A 14,170-nucleotide genomic window follows, 5' to 3' on the forward strand; every position below is an offset into this window, starting at 1 on the left:
AGGGTAGTCAGGCGCGCGCATCGGCGCTGTCAGCCTGTGCGATCCGGCGCTTGTTAACCGGCATGCGCAGCGGTTAGCTTGAAACGATTCAGACCGGGGAGACACCTGATGCGTCCTACCTTGCTGGCCATGGCCGGCCTGCTGTGCTGCTGCGGCCCGGTGGCCGCCAAGTCGCGGTTCACCGATGACCCTTACCCCAGCACCTACAAGGCCATCGCCTCCGGCCCGGTGCTGATCGAGCACGCCACCGTGCTGACCGGCACTGGCACGCGGCTGGACGATGCCGATGTGTTGCTGGTGGACGGCAAGGTCTCGGCCGTGGGCCAGCGCCTGCAGGCCCCGGCCGACGCCACCCGCGTGGACGGCACGGGCAAGTGGGTGACCCCGGGCATCATCGACGTGCACTCCCACCTGGGCGTGTACCCCAGCCCCGGCGTGCGCGCGCACAGCGACGGCAACGAGATGACCGCACCGGTCACGGCCAATGTCTGGGCCGAACACTCGGTGTGGCCGCAGGATCCAGGCTTCGGCATGGCCCTGGCCGGCGGGGTGACCTCGCTGCAGGTGCTGCCGGGCTCGGCCAACCTGGTCGGTGGACGCGGGGTGACCCTGAAGAACGTGGCCGCCACCAGCTACCAGGCGATGAAGTTCCCCGGCGCGCCCTGGGGCCTGAAGATGGCCTGCGGCGAGAACCCCAAGCGCGTCTACGGCGGCAAGGGCGGCCCGGCCACACGCATGGGCAATGTCGCCGGCTACCGCGCGGCCTTCATCGATGCGGCCGAGTACCGCAGCAAGAACCAGCCCAAGGACCAGCAGCCGAAGAAGAAGCGCTGGTTCTCGCGCGCTTCCGGTGGTGAGGGCAACGACAGCGGCGGCGATACCGGCGGCAAGCGCGACCTCAAGCTGGACACGCTGGCCGGGGCGATCAACGGCGACATCCTGGTGCACATCCACTGCTACCGCGCCGACGAGATGAACATCATGATGGACCTGGCCAAGGAGTTCGGCTTCAAGATCGCCGCGTTCCACCACGGCGTGGAGGCCTACAAGGTCGCCGACCGGCTGGCCCAGGAAGGCATCTGCGGCGCGCTGTGGGCCGACTGGTGGGGCTTCAAGATGGAAAGCTTCGACGGCATCCAGGAGAACATCGCCATCGTCGATCGCGCCCCGGGCGGCTGCGCCATCGTGCATTCGGATTCGGAAGAAGGCATCCAGCGACTCAACCAGGAGGCGGCCAAGGTGATCGCCAACGCGCGCAAGATCGGCATGGACATCAGCCCCGAACACGCCATCACCTGGCTGACCGCCAACCCGGCCAAGGCCATGGGCATCTCCACCGTCACCGGCACCCTGGAGCCGGGCAAGATGGGCGATGTGGTGCTGTGGAACCGCAACCCCTTCAGCGTCTACGCGCAGGCCGAGCAGGTCTATATCGACGGGGCGCGCGTGTACGACCGCCACGACCGCAGCAGGCAACCGGTATCGGACTTCATGCTGGGCCAGGGAGGTGCGCCATGATCCGCGCCCGCCTGCTGCGCAGGAAGCTGCTGCTGGCCGCCGTGCTGGGCGTGGCCGCCTCGCCTGCGGCTGCCCAGGATGTGCTGATCCGCCAGGCCACCGTGCACACGGCCGGCAGCCGCGGCACCCTGCAGGACACCGACGTGCTGGTGCAGGGCGGCATCATCCGCGCCATCGGCCAAGGCCTGGCCGCACCGGCCGGGGCCACGGTGGTGGAAGCCGCCGGCAAGCCGCTGACGCCGGCCTTGTTCGGCGGCATCAGCGAGATCGGCGTGGAGGAAGTCTCCGGCGAGGAGTCCACCGTGGACAGCGCGGTGAGCCTGGAACACGACCAGCCGATCCGTCCGGAGTTCGACGTCACCCTGGCCTTCAACCCCGACTCGGTGGTGATCCCGGTGGCGCGCGTGGAAGGCATCGGCTTCACCCTGGTGGCCGCCACCACCGGTGCGTCCTTCATCGCCGGCCAGGGCGGGGTGATGCGGCTGGACGGCAGCGCCGATCCGCTCGGCCCGCACGCGCTGTTCGTGCGCCTGGGCACCGATGCCACCAAGTTCAGCGGCACCTCGCGCGCGGCGCAGTGGATGCTGCTGGACCAGCTGGTGGCCGAGGCGCGCGGCCGCGTCCCGGCCGACTCCCCGCATGCGCTGCTCACGCCCACGGGCCGTGCGGTGCTGGCGCGCTACCTGGGCGGACAGGGCCGCATCGTGGTGCTGGTGAATCGCGCGGCCGACATCCGCCGCCTGCTGCGCTGGGCGGCCAGGGAGAAGGTGCGCATCGCCATCGCCGGGGCGGCCGAAGGCTGGCGCGTCGGGCCCGAGCTGGCCAGCGCCAAGGTGCCGGTGTTCGTCGATGCCTTCGCCGACCTGCCGGCGGACTTCGACCAGATCGGCGCCACCCTGGAGAACGCGGCGCGCCTGCGCCAGGCCGGGGTGGAGGTCAGCTTCATGCTCGGCGGCGATTCCACGCCCAACGCGCGCAAGCTGCGCCAAGGCGCCGGCATCGCGGTGGCCAACGGCCTGCCCTGGGAAGACGCCCTGGCCGGCCTGACCCGGGTGCCGGCGCAGGTGCTGGGCGTGGCCGACCGCATCGGCACCCTGGAGGTGGGCAAGACCGCGGACATGACATTGTGGTCAGGCGATCCGCTGGACGTGATCAACACCGCCCAGCAGCTGTGGCTGGGCGGACGCGCCATTCCGATGCGCTCGCGCCAGACCGAGCTGCGCGACCGCTACCTGCGCGCGGCCGGCCCGCTGCCGCGCGCTTACGCGCCTTAGGGCGAGGAGTGAGTGGTGGGGCGAGGAGTGAGGAGTGGAGCGAAAGCGGGGCCACTTCTCGCCTTGCTCGCTCTTTTCTCCTCCTTTCATCACTCACATGCGCGCCTTGGGGTGAGGAGTGAGTGGTGGGGCGAGGAGTGAGGAGTGAGCGAAAGCGGGGCCACTTCTCGCCTTGCTCGCTCTTTTCTCCTCCTTTCATCACTCACGTGCGCGCCTTGGGGTGAGGAGTGAGTGGTGGGGCGAGGAGTGAGGAGTGAGCGAAAGCGGGGCTACGCTTTTTTGCTCACTTCTCACTTCTCGCTTCAACACTCACTCCTGCATAAGCCTTGGCGCGGGCGCGCCGATGCGCTAGCGTCCGCGCACATTCGCGACAGAAGCGGCCGCCAAGTCCGGCCGCGCCAGGGGGGACACCATGCGTATCGGTATCGTTGTCGACTCGGCCTGCGATCTGCCGGCCGATTTCATCGAGCGGAACAACATCGTCGTGCTGCCGATCACCGTGCGGATCGGCGAGGCCGTGCTGGCCGACCACCGCGACGAGGAGGCCACGCTGAGCTTCCTGCAGGCGCATGTGGCCGAGCGCGGCCACGAGGCCGAGACCACGCCGTTCACCGTCAACCAGATCCGCGACCTGTTCCTGCAGCGCCTGGTGATCGACTACGACCACGTGTTCTGCCTGACCATTTCCAAGCTGCGCAGCCAGATCCACGACAACGCGATGCAGGCCAGCTTCGCGATCCTCAACGACTACAAGCCGGTGCGCCAGGCCGCGGGCCACACCTCGCCGTTCGCACTGCGGGTGATCGACACGCTGAACCTGTTCGCCGGCCAGGCCATCACCGCGGTGGAGGCGGTGCGCATGCGCGCGGCCGATGCCTCGGTGGCGCAGATCCGTGCGCGCCTGGAAGCGCTGGCCGAGCAGACCTATGGGTACATGATCCCGCGCGACCTGTACTACCTGCGCGCCCGCGCCCGCACCAAGGGCGACCGCAGCGTGGGCCTGCTGAGCGCCGCGCTGGGCAGCGCGCTGGACATCAAGCCGGTGCTGCGCGCCCATCGCGGGGTGACCGAGCCGGTGGCCAAGCTCAAGGGCTTCGAGCCGTCGGCGCAGAAGCTGTTCGAGTTCGCCGGCAAGCAGGTGCGCAAGGGCTTGCTGACCCCCACCCTGAGCGTGGGCTATGGCGGGGAACTGGAAGAGCTGCGCAAGCTTCCCGGTTACGCGCGCCTGCGCGAGATCTGCGCCGAGCAGCAGGTGGAGGTGTTCGAGTCGGTGATGAGCCTGACCGGCATGGTCAACGTCGGCAAGGGCGCACTGGCGGTGGCCTTCGCCGCCGAGCCGCATAACTTCGCCTGAATCCCGCGACAGGTTTCGACGACGCAATCACCCGCTCCTGGCTAGGCTGCGCCGCATCCAACGCGAGGAAACACCCGATGGCCGTGCGTTACTTCATCAGCCTGCCCGACCCCGCCAAGGCCCGCGGTAGCGACAGCGCGCTGAGCTTCAGCGCACACGGAGCGGAAGGCTTCGCCGAGCAGTTGCAGGATGCCCTGCGGACCCCGACGCTGTTCGAGCGCTGGCGCGGGCAGCAGGCCGACCCCGACGAGGTGGACCCTGCCCTGGGCGCCACCGACCCTGGCGCCAGCGTCACCGGCCAGCAGGACGACCTGCACGTGGACCTGGTGGTCAGCACCAGCCTGCCCAGCGAGATCCTCAAGCAGCGCCTGCGCTGGCTGGCCGGCAGCGGCTGGCAGCTGCGCGACGTGCGCTGAGGGCCCACGTGCGCTGGTGGACAAGCTTCGCCTTGTCCACCCTACGTGATCGGGAAGAGGCTCGCCCTCCTCCGTCAGCGACAGCACACTCGCGCCGTAGGGTGGATGACGCTCCTCCATCCACCTCCCTGCAGACCGAACAAGCACCGACGCACGTCATTTCGGTGTTGCGTCCAGCTGCAAAAAGGCGAGCTCTCAGCCCGCTGATGCTTGACTCGTCGTCATGCCGCAGCGCGGCGCTGGTGGACAAGCTTCGCGTTGTCCACCCTACCTTACCCGGACGATGGCACCTCCTCTTCCATCAACGTCCCCGCGCGAACCGTAGGGTGGATGACGCTCCTCCATCCACCATCGCTGCAAATCAACCAAACTGGAGCGTGGCTCCAAGGTGACATTTCCCCTCCTCCACTCCACGCCTGTCTGCTGTAGGTCGTGAGCGCTTGGGCGAAGAGCGACACGCGCCTCCGCGGCCATCCGTGCCTCGGCGCGCCACGCTCAGCCAGCGGCGTCCAGTGCACTTGCCCTGCGCATGGGCAGGCGCCATTTCAGGTTCACGCCCAGCGTGCCCAGCACGATCAACGCCAGGCCCAGCAGCTGCACGGCATGCAGCCGATGGCCATAGAGCGCGTAATCCAGTAGCAGCGTCACCAGCGGATAAACGAAGGCGACCACCGCGATCGTGGCCACCGACAGGTGGCGGTAGGACGAATAGAACAGCACGTAGACGATGCCGCTGTGGATCACGCCCAGGCCGATCAGCCACCCCCAGTGCGCGCCCAGGTGCAGCGTGGCGCTGGAGGAAAACCCCGCCAACATCGCCGCGCCGACGCAGCACTGCACGGTGACCACCGCGAACGGTCGCTGGCGCCCGACGCTGCGCGACATCAGCAGCGAGGCCCCGCACAGTACCGCCGCCAGCAGCGTCAGGCCGATGCCGGACAGGTAGGTGGCATCGACCTGCCCCAGCAGCCGCAGCGGGTCGGCCGAGCACGCCACGCCGAGGAAGGCCAGCGCGGTCCAGGCCCAGTCCGCCGGCCGCGTGCGTTCGCCAAGGACCAGCGCGGCCAGGATCAGCATCACGAACGGGAAGCAGTGGTAGACCATGGTCGCCACGCCGATCGAGGAGCGCGCCATGCCGGCAAACAGCGCAACCCAGTTGAGCACCAGCAGCACCCCGGAGATCACCGCCCCGCGCAGCAGCACGCGATCGCCCAGCACGCCGCGCAGGTGTCCGCGCGCCAGGCCCCAGGCCAACAGGAACAACGCGCCAAACAGGCAACGGTAGAACACCGCGGTGACCGGGTCCTGGCCGCTCTCTCGCACGAACACGCCGACCGAGCCGATCAGCACCTCGGCGACCAGCAGTTGCCACAGCGCACGGCGCGCGGCGCCGTGTTCGTAAGTCTCCATCGTGAAACTCCTCATGTGCGAGCCAGTGCGCTCAGATCTCGATGTGGCCGTCCAGGTACTGCACGGTGTCGCCGGCGATGTGGACGCGCTCGCCGGCCACCCGACAGCGCAGTTCGCCCGAGCGCCAGGAGGCTTGCAGGGCGCGCAGGTCGCTGCGTCCCAGGCGCTCGGCCCAGTACGGCGCCAGCGCGGTGTGAATCGAGCCGGTGACCGGGTCCTCGGTACCACCGTTGGCCGGCCAGAAATAGCGCGAGACGAAGTCATGGCGATCGCCCGGCGCGGTCACCGCCACGTCCAACGGCCCCAGCGTCTTGAGCCGTTCCAGGTCGGGCATCACCTCACGCACTTCACGCTCCTGGGCATAGACCGCGATCCAGGCCTGGACGTTGCGCAGCACCTGCCGCGGCGCGATCGACAGGCCGGCCAGCAGCGCCGCCGGCGCCTCGACGGGCTGCGCGCGCCGCAGCGGAAAGTCCATTTCGAAGCCGTGCCCGTCGGCGCTGCGCGCGATCTGCATCTGGCCCACCGCTGGCGCGCGCACCACGATCGGGAACGGTGCCAGCGCCCGCTGCGCAATGACATGGGCACTGGCCAGCGTGGCATGGCCGCAGAAGGCGATCTCGGTCGCCGGCGAGAACCAGCGGATCGCGAACGCGCCATCCGGCTCGCGCAGCACGAAGGCGGTCTCGGACAGGTTGTTCTCCGCGGCGATCGCCTGCATCTGCGCCGGGGCCAGCCAGTGCGACAGCACCACCACGGCCGCGGGATTGCCACCGAAACGCGTGCGGGTGAAGGCATCGACGATGCTGATCGGCAGTCTCATGTCCAGGTCCTGTCGGCCAAGCCGGCGTGATGCCGGGCAAGCCAGCCTAAGCGGCCACGGCATGACCGGTACAGGATCAGATCCGGGCCAGTTCGACCAATACAGATCCGGGGAGGCGCTGCGGTGCATGCATACTGCACGGGCAGATGTCAGGCGATCACGCGGCGTGGACCGCGCTCATCTTTGGCATGGCGCCAGCGTAGCGGTGCCGGTCTGCCGAGGCCGACCACGAATGGAGCAGCATCGAGGCATGCGGGCGATACAGACTCGGCTATCCTGAAACCAGGCCAATACAGATCCAGCGCGCATGCTGCTCTACGAATCCATCGCCACCGGCCTGCGCCGGCAGATCGCCCAAGGCACGCTTCGCGGCGGCGAACGGCTGCCCTCGGTGCGGCAGCTGGCACTGGCGCACCAGATCAGTCCCGCCACGGCGGTGCAGGCCTGCCTGCAGCTGGAACGCGAGGGCCTGGTGGAGGCGCGTCCACGCTCGGGCTACTTCGTGCGTGCCGCGCCCTCGGGCCTTCCGTCCACGCCGATCGCGCGACGGCGCGCGCCCGGGCAGGTCGCCAACCCGGCGCTGCAGGGGCTGCTGGAGCTTCCGCAACGCCCCGGCTTGCTGATGCTGCACGCGGCGGTGCCCGACGCCTCGCTGTTGCCGCATGCGCCCCTGGGCGCGGCGCTCTCGCGCACGACGCGGCGACGGGCGACGGCGGCGATGGACTATGCCCCCTCCCAGGGCGATCCGGCGCTGCGTCGGCAGATCGCGCAGCGCTACGAACACACCGGCACGGCGATGACCGCCGAGGAGATCGTCATTACCGCCGGGGCGACCGAAGCGCTGACCCTGGCCTTGCGTGTGGTCACCGCGCCCGGCGACGTGGTGCTGGTGGAAACCCCGACCTACTACGGCATCCTGCAGGCGGTGGCGGCGCTGGGATTGAAGGTGCTGGAAGTCCCCAACCGGCTGGAGCACGGCATCGACGTGGCGCGGCTGGATCGCCTGCTGCAGCACACGCCGGTGCGCGCGGCGATCCTGGTGCCCAACTTCAACAACCCCACCGGCAGCTTGACCTGCGATGCGGACAAGCAGGCGCTGCTAGCCAGCTGCGCGCGCCACGGCACGGTGGTGATCGAGGACGACATCTACGGCGAGCTGGCCTGGTCGGGCCAGCGGCCGCTGCCGCTGCGGCACTGGGACACCGGCGGCAACGTCATCACCTGTGGCTCGTTCTCCAAGACACTGGCGCCGGGCCTGCGCGTGGGCTGGCTGGCCGGCGCGGCCTGGACCGAGGCGCTGGCGCGCGCCAAGTACTTTTCCAGTTCGAGCAACGCCAGCCTGCCGCAGCTGGCGGTGGGCGATTACCTGGCGCGCCACGGCCTGGGGCGCCACCTGCGCCGGCTGCGCCGCGCCGTGGCCGACAACGGCCAGCGCATGCGCGATGCCATCGCGCGCCACTGGCCCGCCGGCACCCGCTGCAGCGCGCCTGCCGGCGGACTGTCGCTGTGGCTGCAGCTGCCGCCAGGAGGCGATGGCCTGGCGCTGTTCGATGCCGCACGAGCCGCGGGGATCGGCATCTCGCCCGGGGTGCTGTTCTCCAGCCGCGGCGACTATGGCGACTGCGTGCGCCTGAGCTGCGGCCTGCCCTGGGACGCGCGCCTGGACAAGGCCATGCGCCACCTCGGCAGGCTGGCGGCCCGGCAGCCAGGGGCCCGGCAGTGATGCCCACGCACACGCCGCCCGCGCGCCGCCAGGCCCTGCTGGCCTGGAGCGGCGGCAAGGATTCGGCCTGGGCGCTGCATGTCCTGCGCCAGCGCGCGGACGTGGAGGTGGTCGCGCTGCTGACCACCTTCACCGCCGAGTACGAGCGGTCCTCGATGCAGGGCGTGCGCCGCCGGGTAGTCCGCGCGCAGGCGCAGGCCGCTGGCCTGCCGTTGATCGAACAGGAGATTCGCGCCGGTGGCGACAACGCCGGCTACGACGCGGCCATGGCCGATGCGCTGCAGCGCGCACAGGCGTGCTGGCCGGCGTTGCGCACGGCCGCCTTCGGCGACCTGTTCCTGCAGGACATCCGCGACTACCGGGTGCAGCGGCTCTCGGCGCTGGGCTGGGAGGTGGAGACGCCGCTGTTCGGCACGGACACCGCTGCGCTGGCGCGCACGATGCTGCAGGGCGGGCTGCGCGCGGCGCTGTGCTGCGTGGATACGACCCAGCTGGATGCTGGCTTCGCCGGGCGCGAGTTCGACCACGCCCTGCTCAACGACCTGCCCGCGCAGGTCGATCCCTGCGGCGAGCGTGGCGAGTTCCACACCTGCGTGCGGGAGGGGCCGATGTTCGATCGACCGCTGGCATTGGCGCGTGGCCAGACCCTGCTGCGTCAGGCGCGCTTTGCCTACACCGATTACGCGCTGTCCTGATCCGCCTCGCCCTGCCCGGCGCTGGCCTGGTCCGGCTGGCTGACGCAACGGAACTGCAGGTGGGCGGCGCGGCTGCCCCAGTGCGTCGCGTCCTGCGCGTTTGCATCGCCGGGTTGCAGCGAGACCGGCCTTGCGACCCACTGCGCGCCGCGTTTTGCGCAGTAGTCCTCTGCCGCATGCAGCAATTGCATCCCCTCGGCGCGCGAGACATCCAGCACGCCCCCACCCACCTGCCGGATCTGCGGACCGTCGGCATTGCAGGCCGACAGCGCCAGCAACAGGCCGGCGCCGCCCAGCCAGATCCTCATGCCTTCAGTGCCCGCGCGTGGTGGGCGATGTGCTCGCCGATGAAGCTGGCCATGAAGTAGTAGCTGTGGTCGTAGCCCGGCTGCATGCGCAGGGTGATCGGATAGCCGGCCTGTTCGGCGGCCTGTGCGAACAGCTGCGGCCTGAGCTGCGCGTCCAGGAACTCATCGGCATCGCCCTGGTCGATCAGCAACGGCAGCGGCGGTGCGGAGGTCTGCACCAGTTCGGTCGCGTCGTAGGCCTTCCAGGCATCACGGTCCGGCCCCAGGTAGGCACTGAAGGCTTTGTCGCCCCACGGCACCTGCGTGGGCGCCACGATCGGCGAGAACGCCGAGACGCTGCGATAGCGCTGCGGGTTGCGCAGCGCGATCACCAGCGCACCGTGCCCGCCCATCGAGTGCCCGGAGATTGCGCGAGCATCGGTCACCGGGAACTTCGCCTCGATCAGCGCCGGCAGCTCCTGGACGATGTAGTCGTACATGCGGTAGTGCGCCGCCCATGGCTGCCGGGTGGCGTTGACGTAGAAGCCCGCGCCCTTGCCCAGGTCGTAACCCTCCGCGTCGGCCACTGCATCGCCGCGCGGACTGGTGTCCGGGGCGACCAGGATCACCCCATGCTCGGCCGCATAGCGCTGCGCACCGGCCTTGGTGATGAAGTTCTGCTCGGTGCAGGTCAGGCCGCTCAGCCAGTACAGCACCGGCAGCCGTTGCGTGGCCGCCTGCGGCGGCAGGTAGATCGCGAAGTTCATCTCGCAGCCCAGCGCTGTGGAGGTATGGCGGTAGACGTCCTGCCAGCCGCCGCTGACGGCGCGGTGTTCGATACGCTCGATGCTCATGTGCTGGCCTCCTTCAGGCGGCAAGGCGGATCTCGCTGGTCTTCAATGCATCCAGGTCGCCCTTGACCTCGATGCGCGCGGCCTGCGCCAGCGCGCGGATGCGGGTGACATAGAACGCTTCGGGCAGGTCTTCGTGCTCATCGGGCGCGGCGATCATCACCCCGGCGGCAATGAAGCCGGTCTTCTTCCAGCTGCGATCCAGCGCGGCCAGGATTGCCTGGTCGATCTGCGCCAGGTCCTGTTCGTCCAAGCGCGCGATCGCCTCGCGCGCCTCATCTCCCAGGTCCACGTTTTCCAGCGCCGCCTGCAGGGCGGATTTGTTCGACATCGTGCTCATCTCAGTAATGCACCACCGAGCGGATCGACTTGCCTTCGTGCATCAGGTCGAAGGCTTCGTTGATGGCTTCCAGACCCATGGTGTGGGTGACGAATGGCGCCAGCTCGATCTCGCCCTTCATCGCGTCCTCGACCATGCCCGGCAGCTGCGTGCGACCCTTGACCCCGCCGAAGGCGGTGCCCAGCCAGCGGCGTCCGGTGACCAGCTGGAACGGGCGGGTGGAGATTTCCTGGCCGGCGCCGGCCACGCCGATGATCACGCTCTGGCCCCAGCCGCGGTGCGCGCATTCCAGCGCCGCGCGCATCACCTGGGTGTTGCCGATGCACTCGAAGGAATGGTCCACGCCCCAGCCGGTCATCTCCACGATCACCTGCTGGATCGGCGTGTCGTGGTCTTTCGGGTTGACGCAGTCGGTGGCGCCGAATTGGCGGGCCAGCTCGAACTTGGACGGATTGGTGTCCACCGCGATGATGCGCCCGGCCTTGGCCTGCCTGGCGCCCTGGATCACCGCCAGGCCGATGCCGCCCAGGCCGAACACGGCCACCGAATCGCCTTCCTGCACCTTGGCGGTGTTGTGCACCGCGCCGATGCCGGTGGTGACGCCGCAGCCGAGCAGGCAAACATGCTCGGGGTTGGCCTCCGGATTGATCTTGGCCAGCGAGACCGCGGCCACGACCGTGTACTCGCTGAAGGTCGAGCAGCCCATGTAGTGGTAGATCGGCTCGCCGTTGTAGGAGAAGCGACTGGTGCCGTCGGGCATCACGCCCTTGCCCTGCGTTGCACGCACGGCCACGCACAGGTTGGTCTTGCCGGACTTGCAGAACAGGCACTCGCCGCATTCGGCGGTGTACAGCGGGATCACATGATCGCCCGGGGCCACGCTGGTCACACCCTCGCCCACCTCGACCACGATGCCGGCGCCTTCATGGCCCAGCACCGCCGGGAACAGGCCTTCCGGATCATCGCCGCTCAAGGTGAAGGCATCGGTGTGGCAGACACCGGTGTGGGTGATCCTGACCAGCACCTCGCCCGCCTTGGGCGGGGCGACGTCGATCTCGACGATCTTGAGCGGCTGGCCGGGACCGAAGGCAACGGCGGCACGGGATTTCATGGAGGCGGCTCCTGCGAGGGGTGTAAGAGAGGCCACACGCGTTGCGCGCGTCGGCGGTGAACGGATTACTTCAGGTAGGAACGCACCAACAGCGCCATTTCCTGCACGCGCGCGGCGCGCTGGCGCTCGTCGGCGGCTGGGGTGCCGAATTCTTCGCGGATGTGGGCTTCCATCACCTCGGACATCAGCCCGTTGACCGCGCCGCGGATGGCCGCGATCTGCTGCAGCACCGGCGCGCAGTCCGCACCAGCCTCCAGCGCGCGCTCCAGCGCATCGGTCTGGCCACGGATGCGTCGCACCCGCGCAAGCACGCGCTTCTTCTCTTCCGGGGAATGCGGCATGGCGGGTTCGCTTAACTATACTGGGGTAGAGTATATCACAGCGACTCGCGCGCGCCAGCCCGAGCGGCACCGCGGCTGGCCTGTCAGCGCACGTCAGGACGCGCCGGGCGATGGCATGGCTGGCGGCGACAGTGCCCTGCCCCTGCGCAGCACACCGAACGCAGGACCGTGGCCCACCCCGACGGTCCTGTGCGCATCGCCCTTCTGGCATGGCCGAGGATGACGGCAGTCATGCCGATTGCGATGACGGACGCGCGTGCGGGCCCGTCGTCACGCGCCGGGGGCAACACGAGCGCCCTCTCACCCCTGCTGTTCGAGAAAGCGCGGCGCCAGCCCTGCGTGGCCCGGGAAGTACCTGAAGAAAGGCGCGGCATTGCGGATGACGCCTGCGATGGCCGGGTGCTCCATCAATCGCTCGAAGTAAGCGGCGATGCGCGGATGCCCGGTTCCGAACGGCACGTAGGCGTTGGCATAAAACAGCGCCGGCGCGGCTGCACAATCGGCAAGGCTGAAGTCCTCGCTCGCCAGCCACGTCCGGCCCTCAAGCTGTCGCTCCAACACCCCATAGCTTGTGGCCAGCAGGTCTCTTGCCCGGTCCACTGCCATCGGATCGCGCTGTGCTTCCGGTCGCAGCAGATCCGAGGTCAGCGCCTGCATCGGCGTCATGACGTATTGGTCCATCAGTCGATCCCACAGCCGCACCTCCAGGGCCCCAGCGGCCTGCTCGGGGATCAGTCGCGCGGCGCTGCGGGCGTGGTGCAGTTGCAGATGCTCGATGAGGATGCTGGTCTCCAGGAGCGGGCGGCCCTGCTCGACCAGCAAGGGGATCTTCCCGAATGGCGACAGGCTGGCCAGCAGGGCGCGCTCTTCCGCGTCCGACGGGTCCACCGCGTGCAGTTCGACGTCGGCGCCAAGCACGTCGATTGCGATCAGCGCCTTCCAGCAGTACGAGGAGAGCGGATGGTAGTAGAGCCTGAGCATGGAAGCCTGCCTGGTGCGTTCCGGGTCGCGAACGTATGAGGCAGGCTCCAAGACCCTGTCAAGGCCGATGGTCGGGCGATCCAGAGGCCCGGCGACTGCACGCCGCGTGGCGCCGGGTGGAGGACACCGCAGATCCGGTCAGCGTTGCGCCGGTGGGGTCGCGGGGGGAAGTGGCGGCGGTGGCAGGTCCACGCCCTTGGCCTTGAGGCAGGCATCGAGTCTGCCCTTGTCTGGCCTTTCGACACCCGCGGGCCCGGGTTGCGGCCCGGCGCCTGGCGCAGGTGGTGTTGGAGGCGGAGGTGGCAGACCCAGTTCGGCCACGCAGGCCTCCAACGCCTGGCGGCGCTTGGGATCTTCGGGCATCGGTGGCGGTGCGGGCGGCGGCGGAAGGTCCACGTTCTTGGCCCTGAGGCAGGCATCGAGCCGGTCCCTGTCGGGCCGCGGACCCGCCACAGGCCGTCCCTGCGGTCCAACGCCCGGCGCCGGCGGCGGCGGCAGCCCCTGTTCCGCCGCGCAGGCTTCTAGCGCCTGGCGCAGCCGGGGATCTTCCGGCATCGGCGGTGGCCCGGGCGGATGCATGCCTGGTCCGTGTACCGGCGGCTCGATGCCCCTGCTGGACAGGCAGGAAGCCAGCTTTTCGTGGTCTGGACGCTTGGCGTCCTGGGGCGGCCGGACGCCAGGCGCCGGCGGGCTCAGGCCCTGCTCGCCCAGGCAGTGCGCGAAGGCGGCCCTGAACGCGGGGTCCTGCGGACCTTGGGGCCCTGGAGGCGGCGGGGCTGGCGCGGGCTGCTGTCCCGCCCAGGCCACGCCTCCCAGCGCGGCCAGCAACAGCGCGCAGGCGCCGACGAGGCGGTGCGGCTTTCGGTCTTCGGTGTGCATGGCATCTCCCGTTCGCATGCGTGGTCAGGTCGGCCGGCCCAGACAAGTTCCCCCACGGGCGTCGGCTGCCACGCCAGCCTGCCCAGCCGTCGTGTCATGCCTTTGCCGGGCTGCATCAGGCTTTGACACAGGCGGCGCCAGCCTTGGCCGCCGCGCGTTCAGCCACC

At 69.5% G+C, this 14,170-nt stretch carries 14 protein-coding genes; 6 read left to right on the forward strand and 8 right to left on the reverse strand.

From position 1 onward, the window contains the following. The first annotated feature begins 108 nt into the window (after positions 1-108). The 4 genes from EPA99_RS17110 (at position 109) to EPA99_RS17125 (ending at position 4,562) form a co-directional block, all read left to right on the forward strand. A complete protein-coding gene (locus EPA99_RS17110) occupies positions 109-1,518 on the forward strand; it encodes an amidohydrolase (protein WP_129472463.1) in 1,410 nt (469 codons plus the stop codon). Then, on the forward strand, positions 1,515-2,792 hold the full coding sequence (locus EPA99_RS17115) for an amidohydrolase family protein (RefSeq protein WP_129472464.1): 1,278 nt from the start codon (positions 1,515-1,517) through the stop codon (positions 2,790-2,792). Before EPA99_RS17110 ends, EPA99_RS17115 begins: the two co-directional genes overlap by 4 nt. 412 nt (positions 2,793-3,204) lie before the next feature. After that, positions 3,205-4,146, forward strand: coding sequence for a DegV family protein (locus EPA99_RS17120; RefSeq protein WP_129472465.1), 942 nt, complete (start codon positions 3,205-3,207; stop codon positions 4,144-4,146). Between the two features lie 77 nt (positions 4,147-4,223). Then, entirely contained in the window at positions 4,224-4,562 is a 339-nt protein-coding gene (locus EPA99_RS17125; RefSeq protein WP_129472466.1) for a hypothetical protein, read from the forward strand. A gap of 495 nt (positions 4,563-5,057) precedes the next feature. Here EPA99_RS17125 and EPA99_RS17130 read toward each other — a convergent pair whose 3' ends face one another. Both EPA99_RS17130 and EPA99_RS17135 read right to left on the reverse strand, forming a co-directional pair. Beyond that, positions 5,058-5,972, reverse strand: a complete 915-nt coding sequence (locus EPA99_RS17130) for a DMT family transporter (RefSeq protein ID WP_129472467.1) — start codon at positions 5,970-5,972, stop codon at positions 5,058-5,060. 31 nt (positions 5,973-6,003) lie between these two features. Beyond that, a complete protein-coding gene (locus tag EPA99_RS17135; protein ID WP_129472468.1) occupies positions 6,004-6,795 on the reverse strand; it encodes a PhzF family phenazine biosynthesis protein in 792 nt (263 codons plus the stop codon). Between the two features lie 307 nt (positions 6,796-7,102). Between EPA99_RS17135 and EPA99_RS17140 the strand changes: the two genes are divergently transcribed. Further along, the gene (locus tag EPA99_RS17140; protein ID WP_129472469.1) at positions 7,103-8,518 is read left to right on the forward strand and encodes an aminotransferase-like domain-containing protein; all 1,416 of its coding nucleotides are present in this window, start codon (positions 7,103-7,105) and stop codon (positions 8,516-8,518) included. Then, on the forward strand, positions 8,518-9,213 hold the full coding sequence (locus tag EPA99_RS17145; RefSeq protein WP_129472470.1) for an adenine nucleotide alpha hydrolase: 696 nt from the start codon (positions 8,518-8,520) through the stop codon (positions 9,211-9,213). Before EPA99_RS17140 ends, EPA99_RS17145 begins: the two co-directional genes overlap by 1 nt. On the opposite strand, the gene EPA99_RS17150 is transcribed toward EPA99_RS17145, so the two are convergent. The 6 genes from EPA99_RS17150 to EPA99_RS17175 form a co-directional block, all read right to left on the reverse strand. Then, on the reverse strand, positions 9,198-9,521 hold the full coding sequence (locus tag EPA99_RS17150) for a hypothetical protein (RefSeq protein ID WP_129472471.1): 324 nt from the start codon (positions 9,519-9,521) through the stop codon (positions 9,198-9,200). The two genes, EPA99_RS17145 and EPA99_RS17150, sit on opposite strands and share 16 nt — an antisense overlap. Then, positions 9,518-10,348: an S-formylglutathione hydrolase gene (fghA, locus tag EPA99_RS17155; protein WP_129472497.1), complete on the reverse strand. Its 831-nt coding sequence runs from the start codon at positions 10,346-10,348 to the stop codon at positions 9,518-9,520. The genes EPA99_RS17150 and fghA overlap by 4 nt, the downstream gene beginning before the upstream one ends. 19 nt (positions 10,349-10,367) lie before the next feature. Beyond that, positions 10,368-10,682, reverse strand: a complete 315-nt coding sequence (locus EPA99_RS17160; protein ID WP_164978686.1) for a DUF3658 domain-containing protein — start codon at positions 10,680-10,682, stop codon at positions 10,368-10,370. A gap of 10 nt (positions 10,683-10,692) precedes the next feature. Then, positions 10,693-11,802: an S-(hydroxymethyl)glutathione dehydrogenase/class III alcohol dehydrogenase gene (locus EPA99_RS17165; protein WP_129472473.1), complete on the reverse strand. Its 1,110-nt coding sequence runs from the start codon at positions 11,800-11,802 to the stop codon at positions 10,693-10,695. A gap of 65 nt (positions 11,803-11,867) precedes the next feature. Next, a complete protein-coding gene (gene frmR / locus EPA99_RS17170) occupies positions 11,868-12,143 on the reverse strand; it encodes a formaldehyde-responsive transcriptional repressor FrmR (RefSeq protein ID WP_129472474.1) in 276 nt (91 codons plus the stop codon). 300 nt (positions 12,144-12,443) lie between these two features. Next, complete coding sequence (locus EPA99_RS17175) at positions 12,444-13,124, reverse strand: glutathione S-transferase family protein (protein WP_129472475.1); 681 nt, start codon at positions 13,122-13,124, stop codon at positions 12,444-12,446. Positions 13,125-14,170 lie beyond the last annotated feature (1,046 nt).

Source organism: Pseudoxanthomonas composti, from assembly GCF_004122095.1.
Lineage (GTDB): Bacteria > Pseudomonadota > Gammaproteobacteria > Xanthomonadales > Xanthomonadaceae > Pseudoxanthomonas_A > Pseudoxanthomonas_A composti.